General features: G+C 67.5%; 17 protein-coding genes. 12 read left to right on the top strand and 5 right to left on the bottom strand.

What is annotated here, in order from left to right; translation table 11 throughout:
* Positions 1-63: 63 nt before the first annotated feature.
* From AWC02_RS07790 to AWC02_RS07750, 9 genes are all read left to right on the top strand, one after another.
* Positions 64-831: a chymotrypsin family serine protease gene (locus tag AWC02_RS07790; protein WP_085128199.1), complete on the top strand. Its 768-nt coding sequence runs from the start codon at positions 64-66 to the stop codon at positions 829-831.
* A 264-nt stretch (positions 832-1,095) separates the two neighbouring features.
* Entirely contained in the window at positions 1,096-1,362 is a 267-nt protein-coding gene (locus AWC02_RS07785) for a sigma factor-like helix-turn-helix DNA-binding protein (protein WP_085128198.1), read from the top strand.
* The gene (locus AWC02_RS07780) at positions 1,359-2,978 is read left to right on the top strand and encodes a carotenoid oxygenase family protein (RefSeq protein ID WP_085128197.1); all 1,620 of its coding nucleotides are present in this window, start codon (positions 1,359-1,361) and stop codon (positions 2,976-2,978) included. The genes AWC02_RS07785 and AWC02_RS07780 overlap by 4 nt, the downstream gene beginning before the upstream one ends.
* 61 nt (positions 2,979-3,039) lie before the next feature.
* Complete coding sequence (locus tag AWC02_RS07775; protein WP_085128222.1) at positions 3,040-3,573, top strand: sigma-70 family RNA polymerase sigma factor; 534 nt, start codon at positions 3,040-3,042, stop codon at positions 3,571-3,573.
* Complete coding sequence (locus AWC02_RS07770) at positions 3,570-4,274, top strand: anti-sigma factor family protein (protein WP_237160368.1); 705 nt, start codon at positions 3,570-3,572, stop codon at positions 4,272-4,274. The genes AWC02_RS07775 and AWC02_RS07770 overlap by 4 nt, the downstream gene beginning before the upstream one ends.
* 86 nt (positions 4,275-4,360) lie before the next feature.
* Complete coding sequence (locus AWC02_RS07765) at positions 4,361-6,100, top strand: thiamine pyrophosphate-binding protein (RefSeq protein ID WP_085128196.1); 1,740 nt, start codon at positions 4,361-4,363, stop codon at positions 6,098-6,100.
* Entirely contained in the window at positions 6,078-6,743 is a 666-nt protein-coding gene (locus tag AWC02_RS07760) for an SRPBCC family protein (RefSeq protein WP_085128195.1), read from the top strand. Before AWC02_RS07765 ends, AWC02_RS07760 begins: the two co-directional genes overlap by 23 nt.
* Positions 6,744-6,750: 7 nt before the next feature.
* Entirely contained in the window at positions 6,751-7,773 is a 1,023-nt protein-coding gene (locus tag AWC02_RS07755; RefSeq protein ID WP_085128194.1) for a 3-oxoacyl-ACP synthase III family protein, read from the top strand.
* Positions 7,770-8,921: an aminotransferase class I/II-fold pyridoxal phosphate-dependent enzyme gene (locus tag AWC02_RS07750; protein ID WP_133055611.1), complete on the top strand. Its 1,152-nt coding sequence runs from the start codon at positions 7,770-7,772 to the stop codon at positions 8,919-8,921. The genes AWC02_RS07755 and AWC02_RS07750 overlap by 4 nt, the downstream gene beginning before the upstream one ends.
* Here the strand turns inward: AWC02_RS07750 and AWC02_RS07745 are convergent.
* From AWC02_RS07745 to AWC02_RS07735, 3 genes are read right to left on the bottom strand one after another with little or no spacing between them, the layout of a single operon-like run.
* Positions 8,806-9,822 carry an NAD(P)/FAD-dependent oxidoreductase gene (locus AWC02_RS07745; protein ID WP_085128193.1) on the bottom strand — a complete coding sequence of 339 codons (1,017 nt, stop codon included), beginning with the start codon at positions 9,820-9,822 and terminating at the stop codon, positions 8,806-8,808. The two genes, AWC02_RS07750 and AWC02_RS07745, sit on opposite strands and share 116 nt — an antisense overlap.
* Positions 9,819-10,319, bottom strand: coding sequence for an isoprenylcysteine carboxyl methyltransferase family protein (locus AWC02_RS07740; protein WP_085128192.1), 501 nt, complete (start codon positions 10,317-10,319; stop codon positions 9,819-9,821). The genes AWC02_RS07745 and AWC02_RS07740 overlap by 4 nt, the downstream gene beginning before the upstream one ends.
* A gap of 2 nt (positions 10,320-10,321) precedes the next feature.
* Positions 10,322-11,362, bottom strand: coding sequence for a type III polyketide synthase (locus tag AWC02_RS07735; RefSeq protein ID WP_085128191.1), 1,041 nt, complete (start codon positions 11,360-11,362; stop codon positions 10,322-10,324).
* A 165-nt stretch (positions 11,363-11,527) separates the two neighbouring features.
* On the opposite strand from AWC02_RS07735, the gene AWC02_RS07730 reads away from it, so the two are divergent.
* Entirely contained in the window at positions 11,528-13,864 is a 2,337-nt protein-coding gene (locus tag AWC02_RS07730) for an MMPL family transporter (RefSeq protein ID WP_085128190.1), read from the top strand.
* Positions 13,865-13,880: 16 nt separating this feature from the next.
* On the opposite strand, the gene AWC02_RS07725 is transcribed toward AWC02_RS07730, so the two are convergent.
* A complete protein-coding gene (locus AWC02_RS07725; protein ID WP_085128189.1) occupies positions 13,881-15,308 on the bottom strand; it encodes a protein adenylyltransferase SelO in 1,428 nt (475 codons plus the stop codon).
* Positions 15,309-15,467: 159 nt separating this feature from the next.
* On the opposite strand from AWC02_RS07725, the gene AWC02_RS07720 reads away from it, so the two are divergent.
* The gene (locus AWC02_RS07720) at positions 15,468-16,253 is read left to right on the top strand and encodes a chymotrypsin family serine protease (protein ID WP_085128220.1); all 786 of its coding nucleotides are present in this window, start codon (positions 15,468-15,470) and stop codon (positions 16,251-16,253) included.
* A gap of 75 nt (positions 16,254-16,328) precedes the next feature.
* The gene (locus tag AWC02_RS07715) at positions 16,329-16,790 is read left to right on the top strand and encodes a hypothetical protein (protein ID WP_085128188.1); all 462 of its coding nucleotides are present in this window, start codon (positions 16,329-16,331) and stop codon (positions 16,788-16,790) included.
* 20 nt (positions 16,791-16,810) lie between these two features.
* On the opposite strand, the gene AWC02_RS07710 is transcribed toward AWC02_RS07715, so the two are convergent.
* Positions 16,811-19,894: a DEAD/DEAH box helicase gene (locus tag AWC02_RS07710; protein WP_085128187.1), complete on the bottom strand. Its 3,084-nt coding sequence runs from the start codon at positions 19,892-19,894 to the stop codon at positions 16,811-16,813.
* Positions 19,895-19,914: the final 20 nt, after the last annotated feature.

Below are 19,914 nucleotides of genomic sequence, written 5' to 3'. Positions count from 1 at the left end.
TGTTCACCCTCCGCGAAATCTCCCCACCCCCACACCCGCCCCACTCTCGGTACCCTCGCCTAAGTGGCTGCCTTTCGACGACTCCCACCCAAAACCCTCCTCACCCGCCTGGGCTTCGCGGCCCTCGGCGTCGCTGTCCTAGCGGGCATCGTTTGGTCTACCCGCGCCCAGCCGGTGCGCCAGCTCATCCCGCTTCCTGCCGCGGAGGCCATCGGTCCCGGTGTCGGAATCAATGTCACCGCCGACGGCAGTTCGGAGGCCACCAGCTGCACCGCGGGCTTTTTGGTGCAGACCAAGACCGGCCAGCCGGGGCTGCTGTCGGCGGGGCACTGCAACAAGCCCGGTGGCAGCGGCGCGGTGTCCATCCACCACGGCGCCCTGTACCCCACCGTCGGTACCTTCGCCGAAAGCGTCTACGACGCCCGGACCGGCAACAACATCGGCCTGATCACCCTGAATGACCCGGGCAAAATTCCGCTGACCTCCGAGATCGACGGCCTTCCGGTGACCGGCCTGGCCGAGCGTGTCGAGGTCGGCGACACCGTGTGCCATCTGGGAAGCCGTAGCGGTGAGCCGCTGTGCGGACCGGTGGCCGCGGCGGAGAAGGACAAGGTCCGGTTCACCGCGTCGGGCAGCTGCGGCGATGCCGGAGGCCCCGCGTTCCGGATGCGGCCCGACGGCACCGCCGAAGCGGTCGGCATCCTGACCGTGGTGTCCGACGACGAGGATCCCGAAGCGGCCTGCGAAGCGCCGAACGAATCGTCGGTCGCGCAGCTGATCAAGCCCTGGCTGGACGCCTGGCAGCTGACGCTGGTCACCACGTCGGCGTAGCGAACCGGCGGGAATTTCCGGCACCCGCACACACTCGCCGGCCCCTACCCCCGCCGGCCTGTGCGCGCCACACTGGAGAACACGGCCGCAGCGGCGGGCATCCGGTAGATCGGGTGTGAACCGGCCGCGACGCTGCCTCGTGTCACCTCCGGGAGGCTGGTGCATGCAGAGAACAAAACCAGCAGAAGATCGACACCCACCCGCGGGAAGCCGCGGCCGGGCGATCCGGTGCGCGCGGGCGCCTGAGACCGGGGCCGCAGTGTCATGACCACTGACGATCACGCCCGCCTGAGCAGCGCCTCACCCACCACGCCCCCCGGTGTCGCGCCCAACCGCGCCCGGGTCGCGACCGCGCTGGCGCACCTGTCCACCGATCACCGGGCCCTGCTGCGGCGTGCCGTCTACGACGGCTGGAGCACCACACAGATCGCGGCAGATCTGCAGATCGCCGAAAACACCGTGAAAGCCCAGCTGCACTACGCCCTGCGGACCCTGCAACAGACACTGCGAGACATGGGAACGGTGCTATGACCACGTCGCACCACGAGTACAGCAAGTGGGATGCCGCCTACGTGCTGGGATCCCTGTCGGTGGCCGACCGTCGCGAATTCGAGACGCACCTGGCTCAATGCCCGTTGTGCCAGGAAGCCGTCAACACACTCGCCGAGATGCCCGCGATGTTGTCCCTGCTGGACCGTGAGGACTTCACCCCCGCCGTCGACGGCGAGCGCAACGCACATTTCCCGACCGCACGCACCCGAGTAGCCCACGGGGTCGCGGATCAGCGGGATTCCGCCGCCCCGGTGGCGGTCCTGCAGCCGCCGGAAACGGTGTTCCCGGTCTTCCGGCCCGGCAACTACAACCCGGTTCCCGACGAGCTCACCGCCTTCGACCTGACGGTCGAGGGAAGTATCCCCCCCGAACTGAACGGCTGGTATCTGCGCAACGGCCCCAACCCGCGGACGGCGGGCGGGCACTGGTGCACCGGGGACGGCATGGTGCACGGAGTTCGGCTGGAGAACGGCCGGGCCGCCTGGTACCGCAACCGCTGGGTGCGCACCGACAGCTTCGACCGCCCGGTCCCGCCGCTCAACGACGACGGCAGCCGCAATCTGCGGGCCAGCGCGGCCAACACCCACGTGATCCAGCACGCCGGCAAGACCCTGGCGCTGATGGACACCGCGTTGCCCTACGAGATCACCCACGACCTGGACACCGTGGGCGCCTACGACTTCGGCGGCCAACTGATCGACTCGATGGCACCGCACCCCAAGCTCTGTCCGGTCACCGGCGAGCTGCACTTCTTCGGCTACGGCGATCTGACCCGGCCGCACATCAACTACTACCGGGCCGGTGCCGACGGCACCGTGAAGATTCGCCGTCCGATCGAGGTCCCCGGACTGACGCTCATGCATGACTTCGCGCTGACCGCGCAGCATGTGGTGTTCCTGGACCTGCCGTTGGTGTTCAATCCGCGGGTCGCACTCACCGGGCCCATCGAGCGTGACCTGCCATACCGCTGGGACGACACCTACGGCGCCCGCATCGGCGTGTTGCGCCGCGACGACCCCTTCGGTCCGGTCCGCTGGTTCGACATCGACCCGTGCTACGTCTTCCACGTCGCCAACGCGTTCGACGTCTCCACACCCCAGGACGAGGCGATCGTGCTGCATGTGGTCCGCTACCCCGAACTCTGGCGCGGCAGCAACGATTTCGAGACCACCGCCGCGCTGTGGCGCTGGACGATCGACCTAGGCACCGGTGCGGTCGCCCAGACCCAGCTCGACGACCGCGACATCGAGTTCCCCCGCGTGGACGACCGCCGCGTCGGTGTCGACGCCCGCTACGCCGTCGCGGTCAGCACGCAGGGCCTGGTCCGCTACGACCTGGTCCGCGACGACGCCGAGGTCTACCGATTCGGCGTCAACGGCACGGCCGGCGCTCCCGATGAGGCGGTATTCGCCGCGGCGCCGGGGCACACCGACGAATCGGATGGCTGGTATCTGAGCTACGTCTACAGCCCGGTCCGCGAGTGCAGCGAGCTGGTGATCATCAGCGCCTCGGAGTTCGGCGCGGGCCCCGTGGCCCGGATACGACTGCCGCGGCGGGTGCCGCACGGCTTTCACGGGAGCTGGATCCCGGACTGAGGTGCCAGAACATGAACCGGATGGGCTCGGACTTCGTGCCAGTAGGCAGGAGGTGATCAGCTTGCCTCGGACCGGGATTCCGTCGGACCATGAAGCCGCGCTGATACGAGGGCTCTACGAGGAGCACGCCGCGGTGTTATGGCGCTACGCCCTGCGCTTGACCGGTGATGCCAGCCGCGCCGAAGACGTCGTGCAGGAGACGCTGCTGCGCGCCTGGCAACACCCGGAGGTCCTCGGCGACGCCGAACGCTCGCCTCGGGCCTGGTTGTGCACCGTGGCCCGCAACATGATCATCGATGAACGACGCAGCGCGCGGTACCGTCACGTCGTCGCATCACTCGACGAGACGACCGCCCCCGAGCAGGCCACGCGCGACGAGGTCGACAACGCCTTGGACCGGATGCTGATCGGCGACGCGATGACCCGTCTGTCGGAGGAACACCGGGCGGTGATCGAGCGCTCCTATTACCGTGGATGGAGTACGAGCCAGATCGCCGAGAACCTCGGGATCGCTGAGGGAACGGTGAAATCACGTCTGCACTATGCGGTGCGGGCTCTGCGACTCGCCCTGCAGGAGATGGGGGTGACACGATGACCATGCGACGACAGTTCGTCCCGGCCGAGGGCGAGCACCCGTACGCGATGTGGGATGCCGCCTACGTGCTGGGGTCATTGTCGCCGACCGATCGGCGCGAATTCGAAGGGCACCTCACCGGGTGCGCGCAGTGCCGGGAGGCCGTCGCCGAGATCAGCGGCGTGCCCGCCCTGCTTTCGCAGCTCGACGACGACGGTGTGGCCGCGATGGATGCCTCCGGCACCGCGCAGCAGCCGCCCCCGGCCACTCTGCTGCCGGCACTGCTCACCGAGGTGCGCCGGCGTCGCCGCCGTACCCGGCTGGTGACGTGGACGGCCTCGGCTGCCGCAGCTGCCTTCCTGGGCATCGGTGTGCTGATCGGTATCGGCGCCACCACGACGTCACCGCACCTCGATGCGGTGCCGATGGCGCAGGTCGGAACGACGGCGCTGGCCAGTACGGTCGTGGTCACGGACAAGTCCTGGGGCAGCTACATCGACTTGAGCTGTGTCTGTCTGGCACCGGTGAACGCCCACCACGACACCCTGGCGTTGGTGGTGGTGGGCCGCGACGGCAGCCAGACCCGGCTCGCGACCTGGGTCGCCGAACCCGGGCACACTGCCACACCGGCCGGCAGCATCTCGACACCGTCGCATCAAATCGCTGCGGTCCAAGTGGTTTCGGCCGTTGACGGCAAAGTCCTGCTGGAGCGCACGCTGTAGTTCGTGCCGCGCCGTCAAGCGCTGGCTCCTGAACCAAACCCCGCCGCGATCCGTGTCAATGACATCGTCACGAGTTAGGCGGGCAGATGTCCAGAATCGCTTCCGTGGTCGATCACATCGTCGCCCAGTTGGCGGCCATGGGAGTCGGTCACCTCTTCGGCGTCGATGGCGCCAACATCGAAGATCTCTACGACGCAGCGTATTTCCGCCCCGGCATCACGGCGGTGCTGGCCAAGCATGAGTTCTCGGCCGCCGCCATGGCCGACGGCTACAGCCGGAGCGGCGCCGGCCTGGGCGTGGTGGCCGCCACGTCGGGCGGCGGCGCGCTGAACCTCGTTGCCGGTCTGGGCGAATCACTGGCCAGCCGGATTCCGGTGCTGGCGCTGGTCGGCCAGGCACCGAGCGCCCTGGACGGCCTGGGGAGTTTTCAAGACACCAGCGGCCGCAACGGCGCACTCGATGCGCACGCCCTGTTCTCAGCCGTGTCGGTCTCCTGCGAGCGGGTGCTTGCTCCCGAGGACATCCTCGGCGCCCTGCCTCGCGCGGTCGCCGCCGCACGCACCGGTGGACCCGCAGTACTTCTGCTGCCCAAGGACGTTCAGCAGGCACTCATCACGATTCCGCCCTTCGGCGGCTACCACGGCGGCGATCACCGCGTGATCAGCGACCCGCACCCGATCCTGCGGGCACTGCGCAACGCCCACGGGCCGGTCACGATCATCGCAGGCGAACAGGTGGCCCGCGACGACGCCCGCACCGAACTCGAGAACCTGCGGGCACTGCTACGGGCCCGGGTGGTGTGCGTCCCGGACGCCAGGGATGTCTCCGGCACAACGGGTCTGGGCGCGTCCTCGGCACTGGGCGTGGCAGGCGTGATGGGGCATCCGTCGGTCTCCGAGGCGGTGCACGCCAGTGCGGTGTGCCTGGTGGTGGGAACCCGGCTGTCGCTGACCGCACGCGCCGGTCTCGATGAGGCCCTGCGCGCTGTTCGCACCCTGTCGATCGGTTCGGCGGCGCCGTATATGCCGTGCACACACGTGCAGACCGCCGACCTTCGCGTGTCGCTGCGGGCCATCTGCCGGGAACTCTCCGGCGCCGGGCGTCCGCGGTGGCTACGCGTGCCCGAGACGATGCCGCGCACCGCGTTGGTTCCCCCGCCCTACACCGGCCCGGGAGTGCGCTATCGCGAGGCGATGGCCGTGCTGGACCGCGCCCTGCCCGACGGCACCGACATCGTCGTCGATGCCGGCAACACCGGCGCGGCGGCGATCCACTACCTGCCGCCGCGCCGCGGCGGCCGCTACCTGGTCGCACTCGGGATGGGCGGCATGGGCTACAGCTTCGGCGCCGGCATCGGCACGGCCCTGGGCCGCGGCCGGCGCACCGCGGTGATCGCCGGGGACGGCGCGTTCTTCATGCACGGGATGGAAATCCACACCGCCGTCCAGTACCGCCTGCCGATCCTGTTCGTGCTGTTGAACAACAACGCGCACGCCATGTGCGTCACGCGCGAGCAGCTCTTCTACGACGGCCTCTACAGCTACAACCGCTTCACCCCCAGTCACCTCGGCGCCGGCCTGGCCTCGATGTTCGAGGGCCTCACCGCGATCGATGCCGCCGACGCCGGCGGGTTCGAGGCCGCGGTGGCACGGGCGTTGGACCGCGAGGGCCCGTCGGTGATCAGCGTCGAGTGCGCCGCCGACGAGATTCCCCCGTTCGCCCCGTTCCTTGCTCCCTCGACAAAACCCGCCGCCGCACTCCGCCACACCGGCGAAGTACCCACCCACCAGGAGGATCACTGCAATGTCGTTGCCAGCACTCGCTGATATCAGCGTCCACACCGGCGCGCCGGGGCCCATCGAGGGCCTGGTCCGCGTCGAGACCAGCCCCCGCGAGGTCGCCACCCCGATCATCATGGAGATGATGCACTCGGTCTACCCCCACGACGCGGTCTTCGGCGACTACTGCACCGTCAACGACTACATCGACTGTCCACCCGATGAGTTGTTCGAATACCTTTCCGACACCCGCTGTTTGGAAGAGTGGACCTACAGCCTGCGCGGGTTCACCCCGACCGACGACTCCGGGCTCTGGCTCGCCTACGACCGCCTGGGTTCGGAGACCAAGATCTACACCCGCACGGTGTCGGATCCGCATGCGCGTACCGTCGACTACCACTGCGCCTGGGACCAGCCCGACCACCTCTGGATGATCTACCTGATGCGGGTCATCGACGCCCAGGTCGTGCTCAACAAGCCCGGATCGGTTGTGCTGTGGACGAATTGCCACCACCCCTTCTACGACCACAACCCCTATCCGGACACGGCGCCACCGCAGCGACCGGTGTGGGTCGGCGACTTCTGGGACATGTTCAGCGCCGGCCATCTGCTGGAACTGAAGAACCTGAAGGCGATCGCCGAGTACCGGCACCGCAACGGCCTGCCGATCACCCCGTTGTGGATGCGGTGAGTCGATCATGAACCGATCCGCCGTCAGCCTGACCGACGTCTCCAGCTATCTTCCCGGCGCACCCATCGGCGCCGACTACTACACGCAGTTCGCCGAGTCGGATACGTTGCGCGACAACCTGATGTTCCGCGCACCCAAGTTCCGCCACCACGTGGGAGCCGACGAGACCGCGGCCGACATGATCGAGCAGGCGGCACAGGGCGTCATCGAACGGCAAGGCCGGGATGTCGTCGAGAACGTCGATATCTTGATCACGCACACCCAGTTGCCCGACATCCCGTTCTGCGGCGCGGGCGGCGCTATCGCCCACCGATTGGGGATGCACCCGACCACGGTGCTGGATCTGCACAACGGCGGCTGCGCCGCCTTCATCCTGGGCCTCAACATCGCCCGGCAGCTGCTGGCGGCCGGCGCCGGGCGCACCGCGTTGATCGCCATCGCCCAGAACGCAGCCGGCCAGGTGTTCGATCAGCCTGCCGTGCGCGGAAAGTCGCAGGCGTCGGTGCCCGGCGACGGCGCCGCGGTCGGGCTGATCACCCGGTCGGATCACTCGCCGATCCTCGACGTCGAATGCCGGACCTACGGGCAGTACGCCGGAGATATGACCTACGCCGTCGACCCGTACCGCAAGTGGTGGCAACCCGGCCCGGGGGCCGGCTACATCGGATTCACCGACGACAAGATCACCAAGGTGCTCGCGCGCGGAAACCGCCAGGTTCCCGAGGTCGCCCTGGCGGTGTGTCACCGCACCGGCCTGTCCGCCACCGATATCGGCCTGCTGGTCACCAATCAGCCCAACCGGGTCTTCCTGCGCAATTGGCGCGAAGCCCTCGAAGTGCCCGAATCGCGCCATGTGGACACCTTCGATCAGTATGGCAACCTGTTCGGCGCCGGCATCCCGATCAACCTCGATCAGGCGATAGCCCAACGGCGGGTGTCACCGGGTGAGGTGGTGGTGATGGCCGCCTTTGCGCACGCCGGCGATTTCGCCGGTGCGGCCGCGATCCGCTGGGGCGGACCGCCGCGATGACCTCTGCGGCGCGTGCGGATTCATTGACCGCGCTGCGTGGCGAGGCGGGCCCGTGCGCCGTCGATCCTTTCGCGTTGGCGCTCAACGAGAGCCCGCTTCCGCCGCTGCCGGCGGTGCGGGCGGCACTGGTCGACCGCATGGGCGCGGCCAACCGCTATCCGGACTTTCTGCCCGTCCGGTTGCGCCGTCTGATAGCCGACCACGAACGGGTGGCCGAGGAGAACGTCGCCATCGGCTCCGGGGCGTCCGGGCTGGCCCTTCGGGTGTTTCAAACGTTCGCAGCACCCGGTGAGCGAATCGTTTTGAGCACACCCACTTTTGATGGTTTTCCGGCTTTTGCGCGCATAGCCGGCCTGGACCCGGTCGACATACCGCTCGACGGCTACGGCCATCATGATCTGACCGCCATGGCGCACGCCGCCCAGCATGCGCGGATGGTCGTGGTGTGCCGCCCGCACAATCCGACCGGAACCTTGGCGCCCGTCGCCGAGGTGGAACGGCTGGTCGCGCACGTACCCGCCGACACCATCGTGGTGCTCGACGAGGCCTACATCGAATTCGTCTCCCCCGACCGGCGCATCGACGTGCCCCGCCTCATCGAACGCTTCCCGAATGTGATCGTGTTGCGGACCTTCTCCAAGGCCTATGGTCTGGCCGGGTTGCGGATCGGCTATGCGCTGGCGGCACCGGCGCTGGCCGGCCTGCTCTGGTCGACGCAACTGCCGTTCGGCACCGGCGCCGGATGCACCGAGGCGGTCGCGGCGTCGTATGCGGCCGCAGCGCAGTTGGAGCAGCGCATCGCCCGGATCGTCGCCGAGCGCAGCTATCTGCGGGCCCGGTTGCACGCAGCAGGTGCCCGCACCACCGATTCGCACGCCAACTTCGTGTACCTGACGGCCACCGAGCGGTCCTGGAGCGAGGCCTTCACCGGCAGCGGTCTGCGGGTCCGCGCTTATCCGGACGGGGCGGTGCGCATCACGGTCGGTTCGCGGGGGTCGACGCTGCGGGTGCTGGCGGCGGTGGCGCGGGCCCTCAGTGGGCCAGCAGATGCACCGCGCGGTCGAACACGCTCGGCAGTGCGCAACATGCCGGAACCAGCGCCCGTCGGGCCGGCTGCCATGCACCGGCCAGCACCAACCCCCGGGTGAGCAGGCGATACCGGCGGGTGATCGAGCGCCAGGAGCGCTCGTAAGCACCCGGGTTGTCGTCGATGATCGCGTTGATCGCCGCGGCGGCCTGCTTGACGGCCAGGCTGATGCCCTCGCCGGTGAGCGCATCCTCGTAGCCGGCCGCGTCGCCGACCAGCAGCACCCGGCCGGCGACACGGCGGGAGACCACCTGCCGCATCGGCCCGCAGCCCCGGGCCGGGCCGTGGGGGGCGTCCCCGAGGCGGGCGGCCAGGCGCGGAAACCAGTCCAGCTGGGGCCGGTGCGACGACAGAATGGCCACCCCCACCAGGTCCGGGTCGACCGGGGTCACGTAGGCCTCTCCCCAGCGCGACCAGTACACCTCGACCGATTCCGACCAGGCCGGAACCCGGTAGTGCCACCGCAGCCCGTAGCGCCGGGGAGCACCGGCGGTACAGGAGATTCCGACGGTGCGGCGGACGCTGGAGTGCAATCCGTCCGCGGCGATCAGCCACCGGGAGCGAACACCGCCCGCGGTGACTCCGCTGTCGTCTTGGACCACGGCGCCGATGCGGGTGCTGATCCAGTCAACGTCGCTGCGCTTGGCCTCATCGGTCAGCGCGGCGTGCAGCGTGGTGCGGCGCACGCCGCGCCCCGGACCGTTGCGGAACGGGGCCTCGGCCCGGCGCTGCCCGTCGAGGTAGGTGATACCGCGCAGCGGCATACCGTCTGGATCGACCCCGAGCGAGGTGAGCACCTCCAGTCCGCCCGGCATCAGCCCCTCCCCGCATGCCTTGTCGATCGGGCTGGCCCGCGGATCGGCGACGATCACCGAAAGCCCCTGCCGCCGAGCGCACAGCGCCGTGGCAAGCCCCCCTGGTCCGCCACCGACGATCAGCAGGTCGGTGTCAAAGCCGGTCACCGGTACCCCAATGCCACGTTCTCCACCCGAATCCGCTCGCACAACACCGCGGCGTTGGCCAGGCCGAACCAGAGCGCGGTCAGCCACGCGGTGTGGATCAACGGTAGCGCCAGGCCCTCGAGAACCACGGCCACGTAGTTGGGGTGGCGGATCCAGCGGTACGGGCCGCGTCGCACCAGCGGGCTTTCGGGCATGACGATCACCAGGGTGTTCCAGCGCCGGCCGAGGGTGGTCACGCACCACCAGCGCAGCCCCTGGCTCAGGGCGGCCACCGCGAACATGGGCCAGCCCAGCCAGGGGAAGAAGGGCCGGTGCAGCAGCGCCACCTCGGCGACACAGCTGAGCAGCAGCGCCGTATGGATGCCGACCATCACCGGATAGTGCCGGTGCCCGAATTCGGTGCCGCCGTTGGCGAACGCCCACCGTGCGTTGTTCTTGGCCACGGCCAGTTCCACGAGGCGCTCCAGCCCGACCGCCAGCACTAACAGGTAGTACATGCTCACCACTCCAGCAGCACGAGTTCGGCCGAAAAGCCGGGCCCCATCGCGATCATCAGTCCACGGGAACCCGGCGGCGGCGGATCGGACTCGATGCCGTCGAGGATGTCCAGGACCGACACCGAGGACAGGTTCCCATGGTCGTGCAGCGACTTTCGGGTGCGCGTCAAGGCGTCCGGACCCAGATGCAGCAGATTCTCGACCGCATCGATCACCTTGGGTCCGGCGGCATGCACGATCCATGTGGAGATATCGTCGCTGACCAGGCCGTGGTTCGCCAGGAATTCGCGGACGTTGTCACCGAGGTATTTCTCGACGACCGCGGCGATCTCCACCCCCAGGACGATGCTGAAGCCCTCACTGCCGATCTTCCATCCCAAAATGTCGTCGGTGTCGGGGTAGGTCTGGCTCTGGGTCGCCACCAGCCGCGGTCCACGCCCGGCACGTCTGGCTCCGGTCGCGATGACCGCGGCAGCACCGTCGCCGAACAGGCTGGCGGCAACCAGGTTTGCCACCGAGAGGTCTCGGCGCTGCACTGTCAAAGAGCACAGTTCGACGGCGACCAAGGCCGCCACCTGGTCGGGGAAGGCACGCAGGTAGTCGTGAACCCGGGCCAGCCCGGCCGCGCCGGCAACGCAGCCCAGCCCGAACAGCGGGACCCGTTTGACGTCGGAGCGAAGACCGATCCGGTTGACCAGCCGCCCCTCCAGGGAGGGAACGGACAGTCCGGTCACCGTCGTCGAGAACACCACATCGACGTCGGCGGGCGCGATTCCGGCGCGATCGAGCGCCGCCAGCAGCGCCCGTTCACTGAGCTCAAGCGCGATGTCGAGGTATTCGTCGTTGGCCTCGGTGAAGCCGCTGAGCTTCCGATAGCGCCCCAGCGGCAGCGCCAACTGCCGGGTGGCGACGCCGCTGTGCGTGGCGAACCGCTGAAAGTCCGGGCTGGCGAAGTCCGACAGCGCGGCCATCACCTCCCCCTGACGGTGTTGGTGTGAAGGGAATTCCACCGCGACGGCGGCTACGGTCGGTGTGTTGTCCATGCCGAAGTCACGGCACCGCCGACGTCCCGGTTCAACCGCCCGCACTACCTGGCCGATCTTGACCGATAGCAGGTAAATGTTGAACGCTCGGACGGTCCACTACGTATGTTGTCGGTGGGGGTGCGCCGGTACCTCCGGTCGACCAGCTGGCGAAAGGTCACGTGATTGCTGCACCGAATAGCCCTGCTGGCCCTCGCCGCTCCACGTCGTGTCCTGGTCTGGGCCGGGCTGGTGGTGGTCGCCGCCGCGGTTTTCGGGATACCGGTGGCCGGCAGCCTGTCCGCGGGCGGGTTCCAGGACCCGGGTTCGGAGTCTGCGCAGGCCACCGAATTGCTGACCGAGAAGTTCGGCCAGAGTGACCAACAGCTGCTGATCCTGGTGAGTTCCCCGCAGGGAGTTCACAGCGAGCAGGTCCGCTCGGTGGGCACCGAGATCGCCGCAGAGCTACGGGACTCGCCGCACGTCTTCAATGTCACCTCGCCCTGGACCGATCCGCCGTCGGCCGCCGCCCGGCTGGTCAGCACCGACGAGTCGGCCGGCCTGATCGTGGCCAATCTTCGCGGGGGCGAGAACGACGCCCAGAAGTACGCCCGCACCCTGGCCGACCAGGTCGCCCACGACCGGGATGGGGTCAGCGTTCGGGCCGGCGGTGGCGCGATGGTCTACGCGCAGATCAATCACCAGAATCAGCATGACCTGCTGCTGATGGAATCGATCGCGATCCCGTTGAGCTTCGCGGTGCTGGTGTGGGTTTTCGGGGGTCTGTTGGCGGCGGCGTTGCCGGTGGCGCTCGGCGGGCTGGCGATCGTGGGCTCGATGGCGGTGCTGCGGCTGATCGCGCTGGGCACCGACGTGTCGATCTTCGCGATGAACCTGACCACGGCGATGGGCTTGGCGCTGGCGATCGACTACACCCTGCTGATCATCAGCCGCTACCGCGACGAACTGGCCGAGGGCGCCGCCCCGGATCGGGCGCTGATCCGCACCATGACGACCGCCGGTCGCACCGTGCTGTTCTCGGCGATCACGGTGGCATTGTCGATGGCCGCCATGGCCTTGTTCCCGATGTATTTCCTCAAGTCGTTCGCCTACGCCGGGGTCGCGACCGTGACGTTCGTGGCGCTCGCGGCCATTGTGATCACCCCGGCGGCGATCGCGCTGCTGGGCCCCAGGCTCGATGCGCTGGACCTGCGCCGTCCGCTTCGCCGGTTGCTGCGGCGGCCGGCGCCGGTCGCCCGCCCGGTCGAGCAGGGATTCTGGTACCGCTCAACGGCCTTCGTGGCGCGCCACGCGGTGCCGATCGGTTTGGCGGTGGTGGCGCTGCTGGTGGCTGTCGGCGCGCCGTTCCTCGGGGTGAAGTGGGGCTACCCCGATGACCGGGTGCTGCCGCGCACGGCGTCGGCGCATCAGGTCGGCGACGCCCTGCGCGAGAAGTTCGCCGACGACTCCGCCCAGGCGGTACCGATCGTGATCCGGGACGCCGACGGGGTGGGCCCGCAGGAGTTGGACCGTTACGCCGCTGAGCTGTCCCGGGTGCCGGATGTGTCGGCGGTGTCGGCGCCGACCGGCACCTTTGTGGCCGGCAACCGGGTGGGTGAGCCCTCGGCGGCCACCGGGATCAACGACGGCAGTGCGTTGCTGACCGTCTCCAGCACGGCGCCGCTGTTTTCGCAGCGTTCGGAAACCCAGCTCGATCGGCTGCATCAGGTGCCCGGACCCGACCAACGGCCGGTACAGATGGGTGGGCTGGCACAGATCAACCGCGACAGCGTCAACGCGATCACCGACCGGCTGCCGCAGGTGCTGGGGCTGATCGCCGCCATCACATTCGGCCTGCTGTTCCTGCTGACGGGCAGCGTGGTGCTGCCCATCAAGGCGTTGATCCTCAACGTCTTGTCGCTGGCGGCGGCGTTCGGTGCGCTGGTCTGGATATTTCAGGACGGCAATCTCGGTGCGCTCGGTACGACACCCACCGGCATGTTGGTCGCCAACATGCCGGTGTTGCTGTTCTGCGTTGCGTTCGGGCTGTCGATGGACTACGAGGTGTTCCTGGTATCCCGGATCCGGGAGTACTGGCTGGCCTCGGGGCGCACCCGCGCCGACAACGATGAGAGCGTGTCGCTGGGATTGGCCCATACCGCACGGGTGATCACCGCTGCGGCGCTGATCATGTCGATCTCGTTCGCCGCGCTGATCGCCGCGCAGGTGTCGTTCATGCGCATGTTGGGGCTCGGTCTGACCTTGGCGGTCCTGGCCGATGCCACGCTGATTCGGATGGTGCTGGTGCCGGCGTTCATGCACCTGATGGGCCGGTGGAACTGGTGGGCACCGGGCCCGCTGCGCTGGGTGGCGCAGCGCTTCGCGATCCGCGAGGACGGTAGTGGCGCGGCGGGCCGGCATGCCGCACCGCCGGGCCATCGGAGCCCGCACGTCCCAGCCCAGCACGGTGCACATCGGGCGGGGCGGGCGCACAGCGAGGCCGTGGTGTCGACGTCGGAGTGATCGCCGGCCGCGGCGATCACGTTCCGCAGAAGGTGCGGTACTCCCCGAATTCGGGCGGCGCGGGTGCGGCGTAGGCCTGCAGACCCTCACGTTCGCGGTACGGCTCGCCGATCACCTCCAGCAGCGTGCACACCGGTTCCAGGTCGCCGCCCGTCGCGGCGGTCAACGCCTGCTCCACCAGATGGTTGCGGGGAATGTAGATCGGGTTGACCCGGTCCAGGGCGTCGACGTCGGGTTGCAGGGCCCGCCAGCGGTGCAGCCAGTCGGTGAATACCGGCGGCAGCGCGTCAGGGTCACCGCGGCCGGCGCGGGCAAGGTGGCGGAAGAACGACGTGTAGTCCACCTGGTTGTCGTTGAGCAGCGCCAGTGCCTGGTCGATCAGGGCGGCGGACTCCACACTGCCGGTCAGCCCGAACTTGGCCAGCATCCCCGCCGACCAGTGGCTGTGATAGCGCGGCATGAAGCCTTCGAGGGTTTCCACCGCCACCGACAGCGCCAGCTCCTCGGTCGCGGCGAGCAGCGGCAGGATGGTTTCGGCGAAGCGGGCCAGGTTCCACTGGGCGACCAGCGGCTGGTTGCCGTAGGCGTAACGCCCGGCGTAATCGATGGAGCTGTACACCGTGGCCGGGTCGTAGGCCTCCATGAAGGCACACGGCCCGTAGTCGATGGTCTCCCCGGAGATGGTCATGTTGTCGGTGTTCATCACCCCGTGCACGAACCCGACGTGCATCCACTGCGCGATCAGCGCGGATTGGGCCTCGAGCACCTCCTGAAACAGTGCCAGGTAAGGGTTCTCGGCTTGCGTGGCCTGCGGGTAGTGGCGGGCGATCGCGTAGTCGGCCAGCCGGCGCAGCAGGCTGAGGTCACCGGTGGCGCGGGCCTGCTGGGCGACCAGCTGAAAGCTGCCCACCCGCAGGTGGCTGGCGGCGATGCGGGTCAACACCGCGCCGGGCAGTGCCGTTTCGCGTTGCACGTGTGCTCCGGTGGCGACCACGGCCAAGGACCGGGTGGTGGGGATGCCCAGGGCGTGCATGGCTTCGCTGATCACGTACTCGCGCAGCATCGGGCCCACGACGGCCAGGCCGTCGCCGCCGCGAGCGAACGGGGTGCGCCCGGAACCCTTGAGGTGGATGTCGCGGGGCCTGTTGTGGTCGAGTTCGCCGAGCAGCAGGGCGCGTCCGTCGCCGAGCAGCGGGACGTAGTTGCCGAATTGATGACCGGCATAGGCCTGCGCGACCGGGGTGGCGCCGTCGGGAACGGCGTTTCCCGTCAAGAACTTCAGACCGTCGGAGCTGCGCAGCCAGGCCGAGTCCAGACCCAGGTCGGCAGCCAGCGCTTCGTTGAGGACCACCAGCTTCGGCTCCGGCGGAACGGCGGCCTGCCAGGGCTGGGCGAGCTCCGGCAGCGCGCGGGCGAAGTCGGCGGTCAGAGTCGGGGACGCCATCTGGCCAGCCTACGCAAGGCTGCGTCCCGGACCCAGGATCCGATTGCCCGCGGGCGCCGGTGCACGCACGCTCCCTGCGGCCCTTGAGGGCGATCACTGCGGTGCGCGAATAGCCCGCACTGGGACCGCCCTGGAAGGCGTGCCGCTACCGTGGCCACGGTGACGGCACAGCACCGCCTGGACAGGGCGAAGACGGTGGCATGGCGGTTGGGGATCGCCGTCGTGGTCGTCGCGATCTTCGGTGGCCTCTATCAGGTGAACCGCACACACCCCATCCGCCCGCAAAGCCCGATTCCGCTTGCGCACGTGATCGGGCCCGGTATCGGCATCAACGTATCCGCCGGCGGAAACGCCGCCGGCATCACCTGTACTACGGGATTCCTGGTGCGCACCCGCGACAACCGGCCCGGCTTGCTCGCGGCGGGCCACTGCAACCCGGGCGGCGGCCCGGGTCAGGTGGTGATTCGCCACGGCGGTGCATTCGCCTATCGCACCATCGGCACGTTTACCGAGACCGTCAACGACGGCAGCGACTGGGACGACTACGACATGGGGTTGATCCTCCTGGACGATCCGGGCAAGATCCCACTGACCTCAGTCGTGGACGGGCATCCGGTCACCGGGGTCGCCGAGGACGTGGCTGTCGGCGACGTCTTGTGCCACTTCGGGATTCGAACCGGCGGACCGCTGTGCGGGCCAGTGGTGGCCAGCGAAGCGAATAAGGTCCGATTCGAAGCCGGGGGTATCTGCGGCGATTCCGGCGGACCGGTGTACCGGCTGCGCGAGGACGGCACCGCCGAGGCTGTCGGCATCTACGTCGCGGTCTCCGACGGCACCTACTCAGAGCCCAGTTGTGAAGACCCGCACCCGTTCTCGATCGCCCAGACCATCACGCCGTGGCTGTCGGCCTGGGAGCTGACACTGGACACCACGACGGGCCTTTGACGCCGCCGACAACGCAGTGGCCGCAGCCGTAAACAGCTCGTATGCTGGGGAAACACGGTTCAGGAGGTCGGCGTGATGAATGTGTCAGAACAACCTCAAGCCAGGACGCAGATGTTCGCCCGGGTGATCGGGCCGTTCCTGGTCGTCCTCACCGCGGCGGCGGTCTTCCGCGCCCCGCAGATCTGGGCTTCCGACTTCTCCGCCGATCCCCTGTGGCTGTGGTCGACCGGGGCGTTCACGCTGTTGGCCGGTTTGATGGTGGTGGCTTTTCACCCCTATTGGCGGGGCGCAGCAGCGATCTGCGTGTCGGTGACGGGCTGGCTCACCGCACTCAAGGGGCTGGCGCTGGTGGTGTTTCCCGACAGCAGCATCGCGAGTGCGAACCTGGTCATGCGCGCCGAGGGCTGGGCGCGCGCTGCCTACGTGCTGTTCGCGCTCATCGGGTTGTATCTGACCTACGTAGGGTGGGTGCCGCCGCGAGACCGGCCGGCGCCGAAGCCGGCCAGCGGGGATAGGGATCTGCGCTCGGCGGCGTGATCGGGCCGCGATGTGGGCGTCTACGCCACTGCAACTCTGGCCCCCGTGAACAGCTCCGTCGGCATCGCTTTATGCAAGCGCCAGGTGATCGCCATGGGCTTCTCCGCTTCATGGGATACGTAGTCAGCTGGGCCGAGGAACACATACGGTGCGGCGCCCAGTCCATACTGCTTGGCCTGCCTCACGAACAGCAGCACGTGCGACCCGTTCTCTCGGTGATGAATGTAACGCTGTCCGGTCTTGGACGACTCGGAGGTAGTCGACTGCGATTCCCAATGAAATAATTCGGGACTCAACGCAAAATCCCGGTACATGGTGGTCGGCGAATAATCAGTCTCGGCCTTCTTAAGCGTGATGAAGAAGGCGTCAACACCCAAGTCCTCGCACCAGATCACGCCTTCCCGGAAGTGACTGGGCTTGCGGCGTGCCGCCATACCCAGGCCCGCGAGAATCTCCTCCCGCGAATAGCGAGCGTGTACCGACAGCGGCACCTGCCCCAGCTCCGGAATCAGCTCGCCCAACTCGAAAGTGCTGCGGTGCGCCCCGTCGAAGGCGATATCGATGACTTGGCGCATCTCGGCGAGCACCGGTTCGCCAGCCACTGCGGCGAGGCCCGATGCCGCATCAGCAAAGCCCCCGCCGTCGGAAAATAGTGAGTAGAAGAGCATCTCGGCTAGCCGCCGCTCGGCCGGACTGCCATCCGGTTGGCCGCCACGCAGCAAAGCTTGGTAGCTGACATACCGACGACGGTCATCGACGTGCGCCAGCGCCCGCACCCGCTTAGCCAGCTGCGATTCCCGCGGCCCCAACTCATCTGAAATCTTGCCCGATTCCCGACACAATTGAGTCCATGATCGGTCGTTTCGCACGACATCATCGAGCTCACGGCCAGACCATTTCAGGAACTCCGCCAGATCGGTACCAGCGTGATCGCGCACCTCTGATACTAGCGTCGCCCATCGGGGCGAGACCTGCTGACGGATGTTTTCCAAGACAATTTTTTGGGCGACCGAATCAAGCACGATTTGACTCCCAGAAGGGAGGAACGGGAAGCCCTGCGCAATCTGGCGTTCCAGTTCCTTTGACCCCGAGCCGGTCAGCGCACGGAATCGTCGGTCGAAGCGAAATTCCCGGCGCTGATGCCCGACGAAATCCAATGCTGTCAAAACAGTCTTGCCGTGGGTAAGCCGCAAGCCCCGGCCAAGCTGCTGCAAGAAGACCGTGGCGCTCTCGGTCGGCCGCAGAAACAACACGGTGTCAACCTCGGGTATGTCTACGCCTTCGTTGAATAGGTCGACGTTAAAGATGACGTTGATCTCCCGGTTCCGCAAGGCGGTTAGCGCTTCAGCCCGCTCCATTGACGGAGTATCGGCCCATACGGCCCGCGCCGGGATTCCCGCTGCATTGAACGTAGCTGTCATGTACCGGGCATGGTCAACGCTGACACAGAATCCCAACGCCCGCATTGTGTCGATGTCAGCCACCTTGTCGCGTAATTCTTTCAGAACAATCCGGGTTCGCGCATCATTACCGGTGTAGACAGAACTCAAACCAGCTAGGTCGTATCCACCGCGCTTCCAACCTAGGTCGCCCAGGTCGACCCCGTCGTATACCCCGAAATAGTGGAACGGGCATAGCAGATTCTGCTCGAGCGCCTCCCAAAGTCGCAGCTCACTGGCGACCCTTCCGTCGAAAAAGTCACGCACGTCGACTCCGTCGCCACGCTCCGGCGTCGCTGTCAGGCCCAATAGCTCGATCGGCCGCACATGATTGAGCAACCTCCGGTAAGAGGCGGCGTCTGCATGGTGAAACTCGTCAATCACCACGACCTCGAAATGATTCGGCACGAGGACCGAAAGCCGTTCTGCCGATAGCGATTGCACACTAGCGAATACGTGACGCCATCTACTCGGTTGCTCTCCGCCAACGAGAAGCTCCCCAAATGTCGCATCGGATAGCACCTCCTGATACATGCGACGAGCCTGAACGAGGATCTCCTTTCGGTGAGCGACGAACAGCAGAGTCAAGTCCCGGGCGTGCACCTCGCGAACCAACCGTCGGTAGTCAAGGGCCGCGACCACTGTCTTACCGGTACCAGTTGCCGCGACGATCAGATTGCGGTGCCGATCGTGCAGACTGCGTTCGGCATCGAGCTCTTCGAGCATCTCGGCCTGAAATGGTTTGGGCTGCACCTCGAGTCCGGAAAGCGCAATCGTCTTTATGCCGGGTTGGTGGCGGCCGGAGGCCACCGCCAGCGCTTCCCGCAGACGTTCCCCGTCAGCCATTGGGCGATACAAGGCGAACTCGCGAGCGACCCAGTAAGAGTCGAAGGTATCCCGAAATTTCTTCAGCAAGTGCGGGGTCGCCTTCGCCGACAAGCGCACGTTCCATTCCAGTCCATCGACAAGCGCAGCGTGTGAGAGGTTGCTCGAACCGACATATGCAGTATGAAACCCACTATTGCGGCGGAGCAGCCACGCCTTCGCATGCAGGCGAGTGCCGTGGGTTTCGTAGTTAACCCGTACCTCGGCACCGAACTCATTGACCAGCGCGTCGATGGCGCGGGCGTCGGTAGCGCCCAGATAGGTTGTGGTTATTACTCTCAGCGGCACACCCCGCTCACGCAGCTCAGTCAGCGGTCCTTCCAGTAACCGCAGTCCCTGCCACTTGACGAAAGCACACAGCAGATCGACCGCATCGGCACTGGCCAATTCTGCGCGCAGCTCGGCGGCCAGCGTCGGCTCACCACGACCATTGGTCATCAACGCCGCATCCGACAACGGGGTGGCGGGCCTAGCCGGAGGCGGGGTCAGCCGGTTGGCCACGGTTACCGCGTCGAGCCGTTCGATGCGGGCCTCACGCACATTCGGTGTCTCATCAGGCTCGGCCAGCAGCGCCAGGATCGCTCGGGTCAGTTGAGCGCGCTCCTCGGCGGTCTTCGCTGAACGCAGTGCTCGCTCGATCAAGGGGGTTAAGTGCCTGGCCAGGGCCAGCGGCTGCTCAGCATCATCGACCGTAACAATTTGCGGGCATAGGTCAGGCCGGGCGGCCAGGTCCCGCTCCAGCCGGCCAGTGAGCAATGATTCGTACAGACCTTCGTCCACGAGCCGGAGGCTAGCCGATC

The sequence above is a fragment of the Mycolicibacter engbaekii genome (assembly GCF_002101585.1).
In the GTDB taxonomy this organism is placed as follows: Bacteria; Actinomycetota; Actinomycetes; order Mycobacteriales; family Mycobacteriaceae; genus Mycobacterium; species Mycobacterium engbaekii.
Note: the sequence above shows the minus strand (reverse complement) of the source record. Positions and strands in the feature narration are given on the sequence as shown.

Bases quoted from the DNA above. Each gene is read 5' to 3' on its own strand.
- AWC02_RS07785 (WP_085128198.1), top strand. From the start codon at position 1,096: ATGACCACTGACGATCACGCCCGCCTGAGCAGCGCCTCACCCACCACG.
- AWC02_RS07780 (WP_085128197.1), top strand. From the start codon at position 1,359: ATGACCACGTCGCACCACGAGTACAGCAAGTGGGATGCCGCCTACGTG.
- AWC02_RS07770 (WP_237160368.1), top strand. From the start codon at position 3,570: ATGACCATGCGACGACAGTTCGTCCCGGCCGAGGGCGAGCACCCGTAC.
- AWC02_RS07765 (WP_085128196.1), top strand. From the start codon at position 4,361: ATGTCCAGAATCGCTTCCGTGGTCGATCACATCGTCGCCCAGTTGGCG.
- AWC02_RS07760 (WP_085128195.1), top strand. From the start codon at position 6,078: ATGTCGTTGCCAGCACTCGCTGATATCAGCGTCCACACCGGCGCGCCG.
- AWC02_RS07755 (WP_085128194.1), top strand. From the start codon at position 6,751: ATGAACCGATCCGCCGTCAGCCTGACCGACGTCTCCAGCTATCTTCCC.
- AWC02_RS07750 (WP_133055611.1), top strand. From the start codon at position 7,770: ATGACCTCTGCGGCGCGTGCGGATTCATTGACCGCGCTGCGTGGCGAG.
- AWC02_RS07740 (WP_085128192.1), bottom strand. From the start codon at position 10,319: ATGTACTACCTGTTAGTGCTGGCGGTCGGGCTGGAGCGCCTCGTGGAA.
- AWC02_RS07735 (WP_085128191.1), bottom strand. From the start codon at position 11,362: ATGGACAACACACCGACCGTAGCCGCCGTCGCGGTGGAATTCCCTTCA.
- AWC02_RS07725 (WP_085128189.1), bottom strand. From the start codon at position 15,308: ATGGCGTCCCCGACTCTGACCGCCGACTTCGCCCGCGCGCTGCCGGAG.
- AWC02_RS07715 (WP_085128188.1), top strand. From the start codon at position 16,329: ATGAATGTGTCAGAACAACCTCAAGCCAGGACGCAGATGTTCGCCCGG.